The organism is Thermoleptolyngbya sp. C42_A2020_037, assembly GCF_015272455.1.
GTDB lineage: Bacteria > Cyanobacteriota > Cyanobacteriia > Elainellales > Elainellaceae > Thermoleptolyngbya.
Window position 1 is genome coordinate 56,046 of the sequence record NZ_JACYLP010000020.1, and the last position, 18,665, is coordinate 74,710.

At 53.3% G+C, this 18,665-nt stretch carries 15 protein-coding genes; 9 read left to right on the forward strand and 6 right to left on the reverse strand.

Features of this window, described 5'->3' with window-relative positions; genetic code table 11:
• Positions 1–17 precede the first annotated feature (17 nt).
• Complete coding sequence (locus tag IGS16_RS06320) at positions 18–227, reverse strand: hypothetical protein (protein WP_297084291.1); 210 nt, start codon at positions 225–227, stop codon at positions 18–20.
• 426 nt (positions 228–653) lie between these two features.
• Between IGS16_RS06320 and IGS16_RS06325 the strand changes: the two genes are divergently transcribed.
• The 3 genes from IGS16_RS06325 (at position 654) to IGS16_RS06335 (ending at position 5,755) form a co-directional block, all read left to right on the forward strand.
• Positions 654–1,613 carry a hypothetical protein gene (locus IGS16_RS06325; RefSeq protein WP_297084293.1) on the forward strand — a complete coding sequence of 320 codons (960 nt, stop codon included), beginning with the start codon at positions 654–656 and terminating at the stop codon, positions 1,611–1,613.
• Between the two features lie 101 nt (positions 1,614–1,714).
• A complete protein-coding gene (locus tag IGS16_RS06330; RefSeq protein WP_297084295.1) occupies positions 1,715–2,695 on the forward strand; it encodes a DUF1822 family protein in 981 nt (326 codons plus the stop codon).
• Positions 2,696–2,878: 183 nt separating this feature from the next.
• Positions 2,879–5,755, forward strand: coding sequence for a CHAT domain-containing protein (locus IGS16_RS06335; RefSeq protein ID WP_297084297.1), 2,877 nt, complete (start codon positions 2,879–2,881; stop codon positions 5,753–5,755).
• A gap of 284 nt (positions 5,756–6,039) precedes the next feature.
• On the opposite strand, the gene IGS16_RS06340 is transcribed toward IGS16_RS06335, so the two are convergent.
• The 3 genes from IGS16_RS06340 to IGS16_RS06350 form a co-directional block, all read right to left on the reverse strand.
• On the reverse strand, positions 6,040–6,699 hold the full coding sequence (locus tag IGS16_RS06340) for a response regulator (protein ID WP_297084298.1): 660 nt from the start codon (positions 6,697–6,699) through the stop codon (positions 6,040–6,042).
• A gap of 59 nt (positions 6,700–6,758) precedes the next feature.
• Complete coding sequence (locus IGS16_RS06345; protein WP_297084301.1) at positions 6,759–8,852, reverse strand: CHASE2 domain-containing protein; 2,094 nt, start codon at positions 8,850–8,852, stop codon at positions 6,759–6,761.
• Positions 8,853–8,949: 97 nt separating this feature from the next.
• Complete coding sequence (locus IGS16_RS06350; RefSeq protein WP_297084303.1) at positions 8,950–9,288, reverse strand: hypothetical protein; 339 nt, start codon at positions 9,286–9,288, stop codon at positions 8,950–8,952.
• Positions 9,289–9,863: 575 nt separating this feature from the next.
• On the opposite strand from IGS16_RS06350, the gene IGS16_RS06355 reads away from it, so the two are divergent.
• From IGS16_RS06355 to IGS16_RS06370, 4 genes are all read left to right on the forward strand, one after another.
• Positions 9,864–10,259, forward strand: coding sequence for a hypothetical protein (locus IGS16_RS06355; protein WP_297084304.1), 396 nt, complete (start codon positions 9,864–9,866; stop codon positions 10,257–10,259).
• A gap of 329 nt (positions 10,260–10,588) precedes the next feature.
• On the forward strand, positions 10,589–11,080 hold the full coding sequence (locus IGS16_RS06360; protein WP_297084306.1) for a hypothetical protein: 492 nt from the start codon (positions 10,589–10,591) through the stop codon (positions 11,078–11,080).
• 173 nt (positions 11,081–11,253) lie between these two features.
• The gene (locus IGS16_RS06365) at positions 11,254–12,684 is read left to right on the forward strand and encodes a hypothetical protein (protein WP_297084308.1); all 1,431 of its coding nucleotides are present in this window, start codon (positions 11,254–11,256) and stop codon (positions 12,682–12,684) included.
• Between the two features lie 16 nt (positions 12,685–12,700).
• Positions 12,701–13,579: a hypothetical protein gene (locus tag IGS16_RS06370; RefSeq protein WP_297084310.1), complete on the forward strand. Its 879-nt coding sequence runs from the start codon at positions 12,701–12,703 to the stop codon at positions 13,577–13,579.
• A gap of 19 nt (positions 13,580–13,598) precedes the next feature.
• Here IGS16_RS06370 and IGS16_RS06375 read toward each other — a convergent pair whose 3' ends face one another.
• Positions 13,599–15,263 (reverse strand): deoxyribodipyrimidine photo-lyase, encoded by a 1,665-nt coding sequence (locus tag IGS16_RS06375; protein WP_297084312.1) that lies wholly within the window; start codon positions 15,261–15,263, stop codon positions 13,599–13,601.
• Positions 15,264–15,521: 258 nt separating this feature from the next.
• Positions 15,522–16,226, reverse strand: a complete 705-nt coding sequence (locus IGS16_RS06380; protein ID WP_297084314.1) for a GntR family transcriptional regulator — start codon at positions 16,224–16,226, stop codon at positions 15,522–15,524.
• 290 nt (positions 16,227–16,516) lie between these two features.
• Between IGS16_RS06380 and IGS16_RS06385 the strand changes: the two genes are divergently transcribed.
• Positions 16,517–17,584 carry an aromatic ring-hydroxylating dioxygenase subunit alpha gene (locus tag IGS16_RS06385; protein WP_297084316.1) on the forward strand — a complete coding sequence of 356 codons (1,068 nt, stop codon included), beginning with the start codon at positions 16,517–16,519 and terminating at the stop codon, positions 17,582–17,584.
• A gap of 35 nt (positions 17,585–17,619) precedes the next feature.
• On the forward strand, positions 17,620–18,651 hold the full coding sequence (locus IGS16_RS06390) for an aromatic ring-hydroxylating dioxygenase subunit alpha (RefSeq protein WP_297084319.1): 1,032 nt from the start codon (positions 17,620–17,622) through the stop codon (positions 18,649–18,651).
• Positions 18,652–18,665 lie beyond the last annotated feature (14 nt).

Below are 18,665 nucleotides of genomic sequence, written 5' to 3' on the forward strand. Positions count from 1 at the left end.
TCACCAGAGAATCCCCATCAACCCTCATCATAGGCGTGATGCTGGGGGGACAGCTTGAAGCGGACGGAACGGGGCATGAGTTGGAATTTTGAACTGCGATCGCTCGATAATATCACCCGGCCAAGGTTGCCCTGCTCAGGCATGGGAGGCCAGCAATAGCCAGAGAGGCTGGGGTGGCGACGAGGGGCGATCGCAAACTCAAAAGACCACTGTTTCCCAGGAACCATAGTCTAGAGTACCCAGGCGATCGCCCTCTAGCTCATGCCCAAATTTGCGGTCGTGTTGAAATTTCTTAAGGCTTAGAGAAAAACTCTCTCAACAAGCTGCTAAAAGGCTACACAGCTTGTACAGCTTGGCTGGCGGATCGAAGCCTGCATAGGTGCGGTGGGGCTGGCAATACATCTCAGCAATGGCTGAGAAAATTGAACTTTTGGCTGAACTTTTTGTCACAAACTGAACACCCAACTCTCTATGCTCCAGATACAGCGTCCGATCGGCGCTCAGCCGCAAAGCAAAATCGCCGCTGAGGTCTGCAATTTTTCATAACGCCTCCGGGTCAGGCTGATAGAGTTTCAGCAAACGGTTTGGTGTTGTTTGTGCCATAAACGGTTTCAATCTGTCTTCTGTGTTTTCCCTACGCCTGTTGCCAAACCATGTGTGATGACACTCAAATTCAAGCTCTTTTAGACGAGATTCGCAGTCCCGATGCTGCGCCCCTGCTGCGTCGCAAGGCCTTGTCTCGGCTGCTGTTGTGCATTCAGCGATCGCCCAAGCTGCGCCGCTCTCGCCATCCCGACTATGGCCACGCCCTCAGCCTGACGCTGGAGCGGGTCTGTCGGGCAATTGACGAGTTTAGCCCCCGCAGTGCCTCGGTTTCTGCGGATTTGATGAACTGGGTGAACGGCTATCTGGACGGGCGCATCCGGGACTTGCGAAACCCTGATACAAAAATCAAGGAATTGCACCGACCGGAACGCGAAGAACGCGAGATCAAGCGAGAATTTGGCGGCGTGGTGCTGCTGGATCAGTCAATCGGGGAAGACGGCAATCAAACGCCCTTGGGTGACCTCACGCCCGACCCACGCCAAGACATGACGCTACTGGAATCGTGGATTCAGGTCCTTCAGCAGGCGCAACAGCAGCGCATCGGGCTAGAGATTCATCGCTATCTGGCAGCAGACCCCGATGCAATATTGCAGGGCTGCCATCCCAATCGGTTTTTAGAGTGTCACTGTCAAGCGCTGATTCAGCGGCTGCACCTGAGCGAACCGCCCGAAACGAGACGGGCGATCGCCCAGGATTTTGGCATTCCGGAGCAAACGCTCTACACTCACTGGCGCGAAAAGTGCTTACCCCTGCTGCAAATTGTCGCGCTGCGGTTTGATCCTCAAGTGGTCGAATTTCTTCAGTCTGATGAGGCGCAGTGTTTGGGCGATTGTCACCCGCCCGCGCAAGAATTCTGCAACTGTCTTGATGTGGCCAAACGGCTGCTGCTGTCTCAGCCGCCAGAGTCGATGAGGGCGATCGCCCGCGACCTCAAGATCAAAGAATCTACCGTGGCCAAACACTGGCAGAGTGATTGCCTGCCCAAACTCAAAAAGCATCGTCTCTGATTTCCCGTCCGCACTGAATCGGAATGTTTCAGCGAATTGCAACATGAATCTCCTCTGAATGTTATCTGCTCAACTGCACCCTCATTTTCTGGAACGCAACAATGAACACTGTAGAATTCATCGGCCTACCCATTCCCCTCAGTCAAGATGCGTTTGAATCTGCCGCCCAGTTTGCAGCCGAGCAGGCCACGCCGGGGAAAGGCAAACGGGTCTATTTGAACACGCTGGCGGTCTACGCAGTGCAGACCTATCTGAACTGGTTGGAACTGAACACCAGCCTTGCCGAAGGAGACTGCTGGCAACCAGGACTGAGGGCGGTGCTGGATGTAGCCGATCTGGTGCTGCCGGGTGTTGGTAGGCTGGAATGTCGCCCGGTCTTGCCCGGAGAAACCGCAATGACCCTCCCCCTGGAAGCTGCACAAGACCGACTGGGCTACGTTGCGGTTCAGTTTCATGAACAGTTGGACGCAGTTGATCTGCTGGGGTTTGTGCGGGGTGTTCCGTTTGCAGAAGACGATGCCCCCCTTGAGCCGATGACCGTACCGTTGAGCGAACTGCTGCCGCTCGACTCGCTGCTGGATGTGCTGCATCCTGAACTGGCGATCGTGAACCTGCGCGAGTGGCTGATGGGGCAGTTTCGGCATCCCGAATGGCGATCGCCCGAAGCCTTCGTCGCTAGCCATCGAACCATGCGTTCGGGATCTCGCAACGCCACGGGCGGCAGCTTTTCAGTCCCTCCAGATATAGACGCCCAGATTAATTCCGTCAGTCGTGCCAAGGCAATCGAGTTTAAGGCGCTCGAAAAGCAGGTCGTGCTGGTGGTTCAGGTGATTTCCATTACCACTGAAGACAACACGCTCAACGTGCGGCTACGGCTCTATCCCGATGCTTCGTCTGACCAACTGCCGCGCAATCTGCAAATCACCGTACTGGACGAGATAGGCGCAGCAATTCTGGATTCTCGCCCCAAAAGCGGCAGCGGCTGGACAGAGGTGGAGTTGTGCGACTGCCATCCGGGCGATCGATTTAGCGTGCGGATTGCACTCGGCGACGACAGCAAGACAGAGGAGTTTTGCATCTAGTGCGGCAACTGATGATCAGAACAAAACTGACTATCAGAAAAGCGGCATACCAGAGAATGGCAGCAATCTGGCATATTCTGACTCAAGAGCCTCGGTGCAAGGATAAAGTCCTATCCTCCAAAAAAACTGCATAGGTTTGTCCAGGCTTGCAATATCTTCAATCAAGTGATGAACTAAGCCCCTATGGAAACGATTAAGCTGACACTCCGCCCCCGTGATGAGGACAATCCCGCTGCTGGATACCGAGTTCGGCTAGATAGCCGCGATCTGGGTGAACTGGAGGCTGTGCTGCCACCGATGCCCGATAGCTTGCTGGCAGCGCTGTCTGAGTGGAAAGCGGCCTATGCGGTGCAGGAGGGCGTGCGATCGCACTTTCGCATCAGCGGTGTCAAAATTACTCACCACACGGCGCAGGACGTGATTCGGCTTTCGGAAAGGCTGCAAGAAGAGTTTAACGAATGGCTGAACGACGGCAATAAGCATTGGCGCGAGCTGCGAGAGGCACTGATTCCGCTGTTGCGGCGAAATGGCTATGGCAACGGAAATGGCTATGCAAACGGGAACGGGAACGGGAACGGAAATGGGAGCAGTAATGGGAACGTCGATCGCCCGCTGCTAATCATTGACCTTGGCAATGATGACACGCTCAAACGACTGCCCTGGCAAGACTGGAAGCTGTTGAGGCAGCACTACTACTACAGCGATGCTGCCATTCGGGTGCTGAACCCCACCACGGCCCTGGGGTCACGCCCCAGCTATCCCCAGGCTGCCAAAATCAGAATCCTGGTCATTGTGGGAGAAAGCGACGACATCAGCACCGATCAAGACCTGGCCGCAATCCAGCAGCTTGAACACGATCATCCTGACACGGTGGAAGTTATCTCGCTGCTTCAGCCGTCTCCAGCAACTCTCCAGGCTGCGCTCGAAGATCCGCAAGGCTTTCATATTATGGTGTATGTCGGCCATAGCCGCAGCGATAATGACGGCAACGTGGGCTGGCTGCTGCTGAACCAAACCGATGAAATTAGCATTCGTAACTTTAAGTTTGCACTGAGCAAGCTGGTTCGCAAGGGCTTGCAACTGGCAATCTTTAACTCATGCGACGGGTTGGGGCTGGCGCAACAGCTTGCCCAGATCGACGTACCCCGCTGCATTGTGATGAAGGAACCCGTGCCCGATCCGGTGGCGGTGGAGTTTTTGCAGCGCTTTTTTCATGAATTCGCCACAAAAAAGCGCTCCCTGCTGATGGCCATGCGCTCGGCGCGACAGGGATTGGAGCATTTTAACCTGCGCTATTCCGAAGTGACCTGGCTGCCAACTGTATGCATTAAGCAAAATGCAGAACCGCTGACCTGGCAACTGTTGCTAGATCACTTGCAGCCTAAACCTGTCCCGCCGCCACCTCCTGTCCCGCCGACTCCAGTCCGAGGAGATCCGCCTATTCAGCCGCCGGTGTCGCCTATACCTGCGAACCGACGCAAGTGGATATTGGGCGCGGGCACGGCGGCAGTGCTGCTGGGGGCGATCGCCCTCGTCTCGCTTCGGCCAGTCCGCTGTCTGTTCGTGCAGTGCGAGCCACCTGGAATGAGCAATTCTCAGGGATTAATCGGAACTGCTGGACAAGGCAATCCCAGTCCCACGCTGCTCCCGAATGAACGGCTGATCACCCCTGGCGGCAATGCAAACTTGCTGGGCAGCCTCAAGCTGGAAGCGCCATATGCAGCGCTAAAGCAAGCGGGCATCAATGCGTTTGCCACGGGCGATTACAACACCGCCAAAGCAGAATTTGACGAACTACGGGAGCGCGCCGAAGCCCAACGGCAGCAGTTTTCCACCGATTCCGACAGCCCACAATATAAAAACGCAACCGCAGCCCTACAAGATCCTGAAGTGCGGATTTTCCGAAACAATGCAGAAGTACGGCTGCGGCGACAGGCAGGGGAACCGACCTATACGATCGCCGCTGTGGTGCCCCTAAGTGAACCCAACGGAACGCCGATTAACATCGGTAAGCAAATGCTGTTTGGCATCGCTCAGGCACAGGATCAAGCCGTCAATCGGACGAATGCGCCCATTAATTTGGAAGTGATCATTGCCAATGATCTGAACGTGCCCGCGCAAAGCAGAGCGATCGCCGAAGCGCTGGTTCAGCCTAACCTTCCCGCGCTCGACGGACAGCCGCTCTTAGCAGTCATCGGCAACTACACCAGTCGGGGTACTTGCGATTCTCTGCCTGTGTATGCCGCAGCAAAACAGGTGGTCATTTCTCCCCTCAGCACCGTGATGAATCTGCGGGCGCGGTGCAATGGCGCTGACGTGTTTTTCCGCATTACCTCTTCTACGCAAATTGAAGCGAGAACACTAGCAGAATATCTGCATCAGCAAAAGAACCAGCCCAGAGTTGCCGTATTTGCCAACTCCCAGGAATTCTACAGCAACGACCTGCGCTATCAGTTTGAGAGCGAATTGCGGGGGACGATTGTTCGCACGTTTGACCTTTCCGATCCGCAGTTTGATGCAACCGATGCGCTGCGTCAGGTCGAGGACGTAGACGCACTGGTGGTGCTGCCGGACGGGCGCACGGGCAACAGCGAATCCTTTAACCGGGCGCTGGCAGTGATCAAAGCAGACGGCGGCAGGCGGCTGATTCTGGCCTCTGCCCCAGTTTACACCGCTGACTGGAGCGATCGCGGCAGCAGTAAGGACGAGCGTCTCGCCCTCAGCAATCGGCTAATTGTCGCTACAGACTGGTTTGCCAAATGCGCTCCAGACTTTGACGAGTCTGCCAATCGCTACTGGCTGGGCCGCGTGAATCGGATAACGGCAGTCTCCTATGAGGCGATCGAGGTGCTGCTGCCCAAGTTTCGCCCCGGCGTTACTTCTGATGAAATCCGTCAGGGACTGGCGACCGCGCAAGCTCCCAGCAGCATCTTTCCGGGCAAAACGATTAGCTTTGATGAGCGGGGCGATCGCAAAGATTTAACGACTCGCGTTCTCACGACGTTAGTTGATGACCCAGCTAACCCGTTCGACCTTGTCCCTGGGACGGCTTGCCCATAGGCGATCGCACCATGCAGCGGATTGGGCGCATCCCAGTTCTGCAAGTTTGCCCTCATCCCCCAGCCCCTTCTCCCAAAATAGGGAGAAGGGGAGCCGGATTGGAAGTCCCTCTCCCGTTTTGGGAGAGGGATTTAGGGTGAGGGCTACAAAAGTGGGATGCACCCAGCGGATTGCCCAATTCACACCCAAAACTTTTTTGCAGGTGGACTCTAGCAGCATTGAGGTACTGTTAGAATTCACCTGATTTTTATGCATAATTTTTAATGCATAAAATGAACAACAGGCTATCCCAAAAAGCCCCTTTCACGGGCCATTTTGCAAATCGCAACCCGATGATTTGCCTCTTCTGTATAGATCAGATCGACATCAAGGCGCTGCTTGAGGCGCTTGACGTAATTTTGGGCAGCCCGCCGGGACACATTCAGCCGACTAGCCAGAGCGTCATCCGACAAACAATCGTTGCACAGGAGATTTAGAACCTCCAAATCTTGATGATTTAGATTGGAACTTTGACGCAGTTCTCTAGGCAAGCAAAGTTCACCGTTCAGCGCACTCTGGGCAAATTTAATATAGGTCGATCGACGATCGAGCTTATTAGCGACCGCAAATCCGCCTTTATGGCTATCGATATAAGAAATGAGCGGAGTCAATAATCGATATTCACTGCTGTATACCAGGACATTCAGCTCTGTATGCTTCTCAAAAATGTGGCGCAATAAGTTAATCCCTGGTTCGGCGGACTGTTCGCCGCTAAAGGTTCCATAGAGCAAATCTACAACTATCAGATCTGGAGATTCTAGCGATAGAAACTCCATTGCCTGAGAGGGATTATTGGCGATCGCACACCGACAGTTCGGATCAACCTGTTGAAGAAAATCGCGGTTCCTCTCAGCAACTTCCTGATGATCTTCAACAATTAAAAAAAAAGGCTGGCTGGGGGGCATCTCTGTTGCTTGGCTACGCCAAATTTCTCGCGGTACTTTTATTCTATAGCGAGAAGCTGTTAGCGTAAACCCTGCTTTAGACTCCAAAAAAGCTCAACCCGTAATATGCCCTCTGGAGATAAAGTTCTCTGCCAATGTCCATTATCCAGGCTGATTGCGATCGTTTCCATCGTTTTTGTACCTGTCCCCTTTGGCAGATCATCGGCAAGATGATCGAGGGTTTTAGATGTGTTTCCCGATACATCCACCCCATCATTGGCGATCGCCAGTTTACATTGTTCGCCCTGCTGTTCCAGGCAAACTTCGACCCAGTTTGCTCGGCCATAGGGTTGCTGAGCATGGCGCATCACATTGTTGATGGCTTCCTTAAAGAACCGAAAGATATCTTCTCGATCGTCTATCCAGTCTGGATTCAATTCTGGTTCCTGAAGTGGTTTAATGCGTTGCTTGACTTTTAATCTCAGATCGCCACGTTCCTCAAGCTGTTTGAGATGGGTTTGAATTCCTTGGGCTAGCCCAGAAACTAACTCTGGTGAAATATCAAGCTGCTTTCTAGCAATAATTTGTAAATCATTAAGCTGATTACGAATATCTTGGCCAATGCGAACTAACTTATCCACAATCGGCTCCGACTTGATGCTGGTTTTCACGACTAGCAGTTCTGGATCAATCAGGGTTTCCAGTTCTTCTACCTGATCCATCACCAGCTTTAGCTCTTGCAGCGGCCCGTCGTGAATATCGGTTGCGACCCTCGCCAAAACCTTGCGCGTCCGCGACAGCGTGGCATTTCGCTGGGTCAACTCTTGTCGCTGCTTGGCGGCCTGCTCTCTTGATTTTTTGAGCAGCAGCACCAGTGTCATCGAAATGCCCGTCAGCACCCAAGTCAAAATGGGCAGCATGATTGGCAAAACCACGCGCCCAGCAAATGCGGTGGGCAGCAAGGCGGCATAGGCGAGCGGAATCCCCAGAACAATCAGCGGCCCACGAGTCAGCCACCAGAGGCGCGATTTCGACAATCCAGGGCTGAGCAACCACGCCATCAGCATAGACCCTGCCAGCGTCAATCCCAGACTCCACTCCTGACTCAGGGGATACTGGATATTGTTGCTGAGGATGCTGGCCAGTACGTTTGCCTGCATCTCTGCCGGACTCAGCGGTTCAGGCTTAACTGAAGTCGGCAGTTCAGACCAGTTGGGGTCATTTTTGGGAAAGTCGATGATAACGATTTTGTCTTTGACTTTCTCGATATGAGATGAGGAAAAATCTCTTCGAGAAGTGCGATCGCAGCCTGTCACCTGCTGAACTGGGTCAATTACTTTGGTTCCGCAAAACTCTTGTCCCAAGCTTTTGGAAAAGTCGGCTTCCCACATCGAAAAACTGACGTGGGGATCTGAATAAGAAGGCAAGGGACTGTTTGAACAGACATCACTCGGATTTAACTTATTGGCTGCAAGACAAACGGCTGATTGGAAGGAGTTGACAGGGCCGCCTTTTGCATCCTTAGAAGCATGGGTGTCCGAAATTCCTGAATTAAAGCTATTTTCAACTGCATAGGGATACCGGACGGGATTAATCGAATAAGCCTTGAGCAGATTGAGCAATGGTTGCCGGATGAGTTGCTGCTGGCTTGTCTTGATTTGCAAAGAGGCTGCAAGCCCATCTTTTGCAACAGGGGTTGAAAATTCTGAAAATCCCTGAATTGTCTCCGGCGGGAAGATAGGCTCTAGAGTCCGACTATTGATTGGAAGAAATTGGTTATAAACGCGGAAGAAGGGGCCCGATCGCTTCAACTCTGGAGGAGAAGATAGCACAATTCTATGACTGTAGGTTTCAACCAGAGAACGAATTGAGTCTCCGGATAATCCTGACTCGATTGGGGTTAGAGGCTCTGGAGAATCAAGTACCTCTGAGGGCAGATTGATTAAAACAACTTGAGCGCCCAGATCGATGAGGTTTTTAATTAGATTTGTATAATCCTCTAGTTTTCTGAAGCGGCTAAAGCTTTTGGGACTTCCGATAACTTCCTGATTATCAATGGTGACTAAAAGAATTTTGTTGACAGCATCAGATCCTAAGCCTGTCTGACGAGGTTCTGGAACTTTAGAAAGCTGCTCTTTGCGCTGAACTTCAAACTCTTTGAGCAGGGTATCCACTGAAAGGGAGGGCAGCAGAATGAGGGTGTAGAGCAGTCCCCAAAGTGCGCCAAGTCCGAGCGATCGCAGTTTCCAGTGTTTATCGAAAGGCATGGCTTCACCGCAGAACGTAGACAATCACGCGATTGCCAGAATAGAGCGTTACCTGTCTGCGTCCTTGGGCAAATTGCCATACATTGCCATCAGGAGTTCTCGCTACCCCATTTTGGATTTGTGCGGTCTGTCCTTGAGAGGGCCCGCTATGAAAGGTGACCTGGTTGCCATTAATCGTCAGGCTAATCTGCACTACACTGCCCTGTCCTGGGCCACTCACAATTTGTCCCCGACCCTCCAGCGTCTGGGCGATCGCCGGAAACGCAATCCAGCCAATCGAAAACAGGCTGATGCAACAAAGAGCTGGCAGAACAATGACTGCCTTAAACAATAAGGGCTTCATAAATACAAAACAGGCAAATGAAGAACTAACTTCTGAGTAGCTTCTAATCGATCCTCTGATCAATCTTTTAATCGATCAGAGGATCGATGCTGCGAACCGGAACACTTAGACTGCTCAAGCTCGGTCGCTATCATACCAGGTCTGCCTCAAGAGAGAGATACGCAAAAGCGCACATTTTTCAATTTGGCAAGCCGACCTACGTGAAAACGCAAATCTGTTGGTGCTTCTCTGCGAAGGAGTCTACGGGGATGGGTATCGCATAACCCGTCCATCCATAGTTCTATAGAGGTATTGAAGGAGCAAGTTAATCAAGACCTAACAGCCTTCAAAAAGTTCCCACTTGATTTCTGTCAACGTTCCTGAAGGGCGAAATCTCTATTCACCATTTTCGTAACCCGGTCTTTTTTAACTGATTTCTTCCTAACGAGTAGACAGAAGGTTGACCTGAAAACCACTTTGATTTTCATAATGCTTGCTTGTCGAATTGTGTTATTACCATCAGGCTTCTGACAGCAAAAATAGCCTGATTAAACCAAGCCTCCTATCAACCCCCCCGATGTATGAGGTCTAATCCTATGAATATTCTCGCCATCATTCAGGCTAAAAATCCTGCATTCCATCAGTCGCTCCAGCCTTTTTTGACTCGGATGGAGCGCTCCGGTTCACACTCCGTAAAAGCGATCGCCCAATACGCTGGACTCCTATTTTTGTTATCGCAAAATCCAGGATTGGTTGCAGTTCCTACGGACGCAATTGATAACGTACTGCACCAGCATATGGAGCAGCCAGAATTTGCTCAGGATATGGCACTGTTGTTTGGCGATCGCGCTGTAGCAGAGCATCTTCCTGGTGCGGGCAGCGAGTCGGGCTTTGCCAAGACCAAGGCGCTGTTTGAGCGCGAGTTTCAGGCGAGCTACGGCAACCATGCAGCCGCCTGCGAACTGTTCATCAAGGGCGATCGCCCCTCCTAGCGCTTGTGTATGGTGGGCGACTGGCCGTGCGTCTCAGCCCCCGCGCATCGCCAGCGCCACCCGTCCAGGTTGAAGTTTTTGAAAGAACTGCTGAAGAATCTTACTGAATTTTAGGGTGCAAAACGAACTGAAAACACCATAGCGTCTTTATACAGGCGGCTTTATTCGCCTAGATTCTGACCCGGCTTTTCAACATGCACAAATCTGCAATCTGGATTGTGTTTCTATGCGAGCAGGTTTGCGCCCAGGGGTAGTTCTTTCAAAAGAGGTTCGTGGTCTGATTAAGTTAACCGCCCAACACACTCACCCGCCTTCTGAGGTTGCTTATTATGAAACTCCAAACGGCTATGCAAGCCAACGCTACAAACCGCGAAAACAGGTGGTTTCCCGAAATTGACAGTATCGCAACGGCTCGTCGAGTGGCTCGTCAGGGCGTGATCGCTGCGCTGATTTTGGCGGGTGTGACCACTGCATTTGCGATCGCCGCAACGCAAAACACGCTGCCTTCAGAGCTGTTGGAACTGGATGAAATATTTAACCCGCTGCTGTTTGTGGATGCGCTGATCTATGGAGCGATCGCCTGGGGAATCCAACGGATGTCCAGAATCGCAGCGATCGCCGGTCTATCGATTTACCTGCTCAGTCGCGTTCTGTTGCAGATGTCGGGGATGCCCACCAATCTCTTCGGAATGGCAGTCGCAACGTTAATCAGCGTTGCGTTCATCAATGCGATTCGCAGTACGTTTGCGTACCATCGCTTTCAGCGTCAGCAGATGTTAGAAACTGATTCTGCTAACTCAGAGTTTGCTGAGTTGAACTAGGTTCTTAGAAATTCCTGAACACGTCTCCAAACTGAATCAGCCCCAATCATTATCTAATCCTTCATCTTTGCAAACTGCATTCACGCAAGCGGCTCGCTCGTTTGTCTAGTCTGTCTTGCCAAAAATTTGCATTCAGGAGTAACGCTGTGTCTGTAAAACCCCCTTACAAATCTATGAATCCTGCTTATCCCTCTGCAATTGTTCGTCCGGCTTCTAGCCTATTGCGTCCCTACTATACGCAAATTACGCTGACCAGTTCTGGCGCACGCAAGACACAGACGAGCCTACAAGCAAAAGCATTTTTGCAAGCACATTGCCTGGATTCAGGAAGTTCTCTCTCTTCGCACAAGCAGATTCAGCAGCAGTTGATAACGCTGTGGCAAACGGGCAGCGAAACAGAACGGGCGATCGCCGAAATTTGCCTGCGCTGCTATATCTCGCACCAAATTGTGCAGGTTTGCATTGAGTTAGCCAGTCGATTTGGACTGCGGGGCGGCTTTCAACTGAGCGATCTGCTGCCGCTGGTGCTGGATGACGCGCCGATTGCGTGGAATCCGAATGGGTCTCTTCAGCCTGCGACAGAGCTAGATTCCCTAGTTTATCGAGCGTTTGCCTACGATATCCTGGGTAGCTTTGATCCTTCGCGCAACACCTGCCTAAGCACCTGGACAAAGCGCAAAGTTTTTTACCATCGAGAACTGAACGCTTTTTTGCAAGAGCGTGGAATTTACCTGATTAGCGATTGGGCACTCCTGAATAGTGCAACAACGGGCCAGATTCGACGCACTCTCGCTTCGCGCTATGCCCTCACTGAGGTAGAGATTCAGCAGGCGTGTCAACTGCTGGAAAGCTATCATGCTGTGTATTCTGAGCAGCTTCGCCAGGTGCGATCGCAGGGCTATCGCGGCAAGTGCCCCACGCCCACGACGCAACAGCTTCAGGACATTGCCCAGCATTTGCAAAAAACGACGGGTCAGCGCTGTTTTCCGCTGCAAGTGATGGCTCAACTGAGCAATCTGGCCCAAAAACTGCGTCAGCGTCAGCCGTCTACCGAGCCGCTGGAATCCGTAGACGTGCCCGCTGCTGCACTGGATGAGGCCGAGCAGAACCAGTCTGCGTTTCTTCAGCGCTATCGAAAGGAGTTAGTGACGGTGCTGGATCGGGCGATCGCCCAAGTGGTTTGCGATCGCCTCCAAGATTTACAAGGGCAGCGGGGACAGCGCGATCGCCAGTTTCTCAAAGCATTGCACCTGTTCTACGCCCAAGGGCGATCGATGGGCGAAATCGCACCGCTGGTAGGAATGGGCGGACAGCCCCAAGTATCTCGCCTGCTGAAGTTGCGCGAACTGCGAATTCACATTTGTCAGCAGATCAAGGAACGCCTGAAGATACAGCTTCATAACCTGGTTATGGAATACGCCCAGGAACGGAGCGTGAATTTCATAAATTCTCAGCTTGACAGCATTTTGGATGTCGAGATTGATCGACTGATGACGGCAGATAGCGCTGAGGCGAGTACAGCAAATCGCAGTTCTCAGGGACTTCTAGCCCAGCGCTTTCGACGCTATCTAGAACGAACCATGACGACTGAATTGGCAGCATAACATTACGGAGGTAGACATGGCACGCATCATTGGCAGCATCCGCTCAGAAAAGATTTTTGGGACAAACAGCAGCGATAGCCTGCTGGGACTGGGCGGAAATGATATTCTCACTGGCTCTGTTGGCAATGATGAAATGCTAGGAGGCGATGGGTTCGACACAGCCGACTATAGCCGCATGGGGCGAGCCATGACGCTGCTGCCAGGTGGATTTATGAACAAGGGCGGGCTGGGGGTCGATCGCCTCAACAGTGTCGAGCAGGTGATTGGCGCGGCGGGGTTTGCCAACACCATTGATGGACTAAGTGGGCGCACTGCTTCCTTTGATGTAAATCTGGGTGCAAACCGTTTGACGGTGAATAATGTGCCGTTTTTGGGGACTTTGACCTTTAGCGTGGTGAATTTCGTCAACGTGCGAGGGACGCAAAATGGCGATCGCATTGTGGGCAATAGCGGCACCAACTTTCTAGACGGGCAGGGCGGCAACGATGTGTTGATTGGTGGCGGGAGTGGCGATCGCTTGGTGGGTGGCACGGGCATCGATATTCTAAACGGTGCGGGTGCTGGGTCTAGAGGCTTTTTGGAGGTAGATATTCTGACGGGTGGGCCGGATCAGGATGGGTTTATCCTGGGCGATCGCGCTGGTTCCTACTACCGTGCAGGTGGCATTCGGGATTATGCGCTGATTACCGACTTCACGCCGGGCGATCTGATTCAGCTTGGCGCAGGCGAAGTCTACCAAGCCCAGCGCAATGCCAGTGGTTTTGGCGTGTTTGTGTTTCGCAACGGAGTCGCAGATTTGATTGCAGATGTGCGAACTACTACGTTCGTATCTCTGCCCAGTGGGCCGTTCCGTCTGGCATCTGGTCAGGTGTTTACAGGATTTATCGGGGCGTGACGATTTGCGTTCCTACATGCTAACCCAACAGGTTTAATTGAACACTATCGGCGGGTACAGGAGCTTTCGATTTCGCATTCCGCTTACGGCTTGGCACTTTGCGCGGCACGATGTCCACATGGGCAACAAACCAGGTGCGGAGTGCCTTTGCCTGTTCCAGATCCAGCGCTTCCAGATCCAGTGGGGGCGGAAACAGATCTAAGTGACTCGCCTGAGACCAAGCGATTTCGCTGGCATACAAATCTGCTCCAAAGGGTGTGAGAGAGTTGGGCAATCGCGCCAGATAAGGCAACACGTTATCCTGATTCAGAAACACCTGCCGCTGTCGTTCTAGCTGCTGCACGCGGCGCTGGCGGGCGGCTTTGTAAGATAAGATCGGCGGGGGATAGTCCTTTTGGCGCGGCGGCACTCCCAGTTCCGCAGGCGACAGGTGTGCCAGTTCGGGCAGCCATTGCTTGATGAATTGGCCGTCTGGGTCGCAGCGATCCACCGCCGTTTGCTCTGGGTTGTAAATGCGGGTCCAGGTTTTATCGACACAGTGCGTTACCCCTGCCTGCATCGCCCACTGGTAATGGTCGATTGGGCAGTCGCCATCGATCAAATGCCGCATAAAGTGCAGCGCCCCATAGCGCCAGTCCATGCCGAGTAAGTTACTCAGAAAGCTGGAGTAGATGGCACGGACGCGGAAGTTTAGCTGTTTCCATCCGCCCGTTTCCTGCAAACAGCGGGCTGCTGCATCCACAATGGGGAAGCCTGTTTCCCCCTGCTTCCATGCTTCGTAGAGCGCTTCGTCAAAGGCCCAACCGTCCTCATCAAAGACCGTATAGAGCGATCGCACTTCCAATTGGGGCATGTAGCGAAATCGCTGGGCAAAGCCACTGCCCCACCGCAGCCGCGCAATGAACTGCTGCCGAGTGCGCTGCACCCGCGCATCGGGCGCGTCATTGAGTTGCGCCTGGGTTGTTTGCACACACTCGCGCACCGAAATCGCGCCGAATTTGATGTACGGACTCAGCCCTGATGTGGCCTCTGCGCCCGGATAAGAAAGCTGCCAGTAGTAGCGATCGCTCTTTTCGGCTAGAAATTCCTGAAGCAGTGCCCGCGCAGATGCAATGCCACCGGGAGGAATCGGCTTGCCATCGGCAACCAGTCCCAAGTTGCTGAGGCTAGGAATGACTTCGCTGGGAATATCGTCGGGTACGGCAACGCGAGTCGGAGCGGGCACGATCTCCTGCGCCATGTGGGTATACCACAGTTCTCGATATTTGGGATAGGGAAGCAGATCTGGTGTCGTCGCGGCGGGTTCAAACCAGCGGATCTTCATCTGCTGCTGCGTCAGCGCTCGGTTCAGCCGCGCATCGCGCACCCGTCCATAAATTCGCTCAAAGTCAATGTATGCATAAATGCCCTCGGCCTGGGTTTCGCGCACCAACTGGGGCAGAATCTCAACCGGATCGCCAGAGCGGAGGATCAGCCGCCCGCCGCGATCGCGCAAATCTTGATCTAGCGCGTGCAAACACTCCAGCATAAACGCCACCCGCGCCACGGCGGTTTCGGGATGATGCAGCAGCGCCCGATCCAGCACAAACACAGGGATCACCGCGCCCCGTGCTGCGGCCCGATGCAGCGGGGCATGGTCAAAGACGCGCAAATCTCGACGAAACCAGACGATGGTACGATTCATGCCTGGGCATTCAACCTTGTGACTAGGGCGGGCTTCCTTTACATACTGTAACGCCAGTTTCTAGCTCTCTAAAAGCCCTGCTATGGGGGCGATCGCCCTTCGCTCTCGTTCCAAATCAGAGTTCAAATCAGAGTTCAAATCAGACATAGCGCTCAAATCCCTAAGCTGCGGAAGTCTTTTCTAACGCAGCTTTTTTGTATTCCCAAGTTATCTCAGGTCAGGTAATCTTTAGGTCAGGTTATTTCAGGTCAGGTTATTTCAGGTCATATAGAGTCGGGCGATCGCCTCTTTAATGACCTCCACCAACTCCTCCTGGCGCAGCGTGACGTGGGCTGCCATCCTGTGAGCCGCAGCTTCGGGATTGCGATCGCCCATCGCCTGCAAAATCAGACGATGCTCGGCACAGGTGGTGCGACGATAATGTTCCTGCTCCATCGAAATCAGCCGCAGATAGTGGGCGCGGGCATTCACGTTTTGGAGCGATCGCAGCAGTTCGGCATTGTGGGAAAGCTGGGCAATCTGTTCATGAAACTGCTCGTCGCAGCGGGCACATTCTACAGCAGTCAGGTCACAGAAAGAGTCTGAAATGGCGCTCCAGTGCTGCTGCAAGTCCTGAAGCTCGGCATCGGTGGCGCGTTCGGTGGCGAGTCGGGCGCTCATCATTTCCAGCCCGCAGCGGACTTCATACAGGTCGAATACGCGCTGCGTATCCAGCGGCTTGCAGGAAAAACCCTTGCGCGGCACAAAATCAAGCAAGCCTTCCGCTACTAAGCGGTTTAACACCTCTCGCAGGGGAGTCCGGCTCACGGAAAATGAGGCCGCCAGATCCACCTCGTTCAGCGGCTCACCGGGGCGAAACTGATAGTTCATCGCCATTTGTCTGAGTTGCTCATAGATGCGATCGACGCTGCTGCCTGAGGGTTTGCGGTCTGCTTTGGCAGCCTGAGCGCTAGTTTTAGCCACAAGACGACTCCAGAAATGTAGTAGAAAAGGTCAATTCTGTAGTTCTAGATACAGATTTGGCCCGCTTGAGGACGTTACCTTCTTGTATACAATGCTGAATACATCAAAGAATTCATCTCTGTAGAACTAATATACGAAAGTTTCTCGAATTCTGGCATTGCGCCTTGAACCTGCCCACCTGTAACAATTCATTCCGTTGTAACAATCCATTCTGTTTTACTCCCATTGTCCCTCTATCTTGAATCCCATCGTTCGCTTCATCCATTCACTCGTTTCATTTGGAGAACATCATGCTGACGACCCAACAGCCCGTGCTGCGCCGCTTCTGGTATCCCGTCATGCCGATCGACCAGTTGCTCAACGGCCCAAAATCTTTCACACTTTTGGGACAACCGCTGGTGCTGTGGCTCGATGCCAACGGGCAACCTGCGGTGCTAGCCGATCGCTGCTGCCACCGTTCGGCCCGGCTGTCGTTGGGAATTGTGCAAAACGGCTGTGTGCGCTGCCCCTATCACGGCTGGGAATTTGACGCACAGGGAAACTGCACCAAGGTTCCCCAGCTCGATGCCGATACTATCATTCCCAAGACCTATCGCGTGCCTGCGTTTCAGTGCGCCGAGCGCTATGGCTATGTTTGGGTGTGTTTAGACGAAGACCCGCTGCAACCGATTCCCAGAATTCCCGAATTTACTAACCCCAGTTTTCGGTTTATCCAGGAGTTTTATGAAACGTGGAAGGTGGGCGGCCTGCGGGCGATTGAAAACTCCTTCGACAGCGCCCACGGTCACTTTGTCCACGCCAGTTCTTGGGGCGATCAGTCGAACCCGCAACCGCCGCCAATCGACGAGGTGACGGAAACGGAATTTGGCTTCGTGATGAAGCACTGGCTGGAGGTGCTGAACCCAGATTTGCAGAAAAAAAACCTGGGCATTGGTGAAGAAAAAACGATTCGCACCAACACGCGCACTTGGTACATGCCCTTTGCTCGCACGCTGAAGATTGACTATCCAAACGGCTTGACGCATCTCATCTTTACTGCATACACGCCGATTGATGATCAGACTTCGCAGGTGATTCAGTTTTGCTTGCGAAATGACACCGAAGCGGAGGCAAAGGCGGCAGACATTATTGCGTTCGATCGCCAGGTGACGCTGGAAGATCGCGTGATTCTGGAAGGGACGGATTACGACGCGCCGCTGAGTTTGGCAGAGGAACAACACATGGCGAGCGATCGCCCCGGCATTATTATGCGCCACCGCCTGGCCCGGCTGCTGAAGGAGCATGGCGAAACGGAGCAGCGTCGCAGCGATCGAGTCGCCCCCGCCACGCCTGCAAAAGTCGAAGCAGCCCGCGTCTAGAAAAAGCTTACCTTATCTTTATCCGAGAACTGTTCATGCTTGTAACCCAAGAACCTGTGTTGCGGCGCTTCTGGTATCCCGTCATGCCGCTTGCCCAACTGATGGACGGGCCGCGATCCTTTACTCTGCTGGGGCAACCGCTCGTGCTGTGGCTGGATCGAGACGGGAAACCTGCGGCCCTGGGCGATCGCTGCTGTCACCGTTCAGCAAAACTGTCGATGGGCACTGTCAACAACGGCTGCGTGCGCTGCCCCTATCACGGCTGGTCGTTTGACGGCACAGGAGCCTGCACCGACGTACCCCAGCTTGGTCCTGGCGCGGCGATTCCCAAGACCTATCGCGTCCCCGCGTTTCAGTGTGCCGAACGCTACGGCTATGCCTGGGTTTGCCTGTCGGACGATCCGCTGCTGCCTATCCCAGAAATCCCTGAAGCCGAGGCTGCCGAACATCGCCTGATTCCGCAATTTTATGAGCCTTGGCAGTGCAGCGGGCTGCGGGTGATGGAAAACTCGTTTGACAATGCCCATTTCAGCATTGTTCACGCAGAATCCTTTGGGGTGACGGAACAGCCCAAGCCCGCCAAGTCGGAGATTGTGTCGCTGGAACTGGGTCTGAAGGTCTATGCGACGGTGCCCGTGGTGAATCCGCCAATCCAGCAGCAGCTTTTGAACATTCCCGACACGCTCACGGTGCGGCAGGTCGAATCAACCTGGTATGCCCCCTTTAGCCGCACGCTGAAAATTACTTATCCCAATGGGCTGATGCACCTGATTTTTACAGCAGCAACCCCCGTGAGCGATCGCACGTCACAAATCGTTCAATTTTGCATTCGCAATGATACTGAAGCCGATGCCAGCGCCGAATCCATCATTGCGTTTGACCGACAGGTGGTAGACGAAGATAAGCGGGTGCTGGAATCGACCGACTATGACACACCGATCGATATTGCGGCCGAACAGCACATTCCCTCCGATCAGCCAGGTATTTTGATGCGTCGCCAGTTGGCTGCTCTGATCAAGTCCTACAACCCGTCTTCAGAAGCAACTCCATACCTAACTGAAGTGTGATCCCATTACTCTTT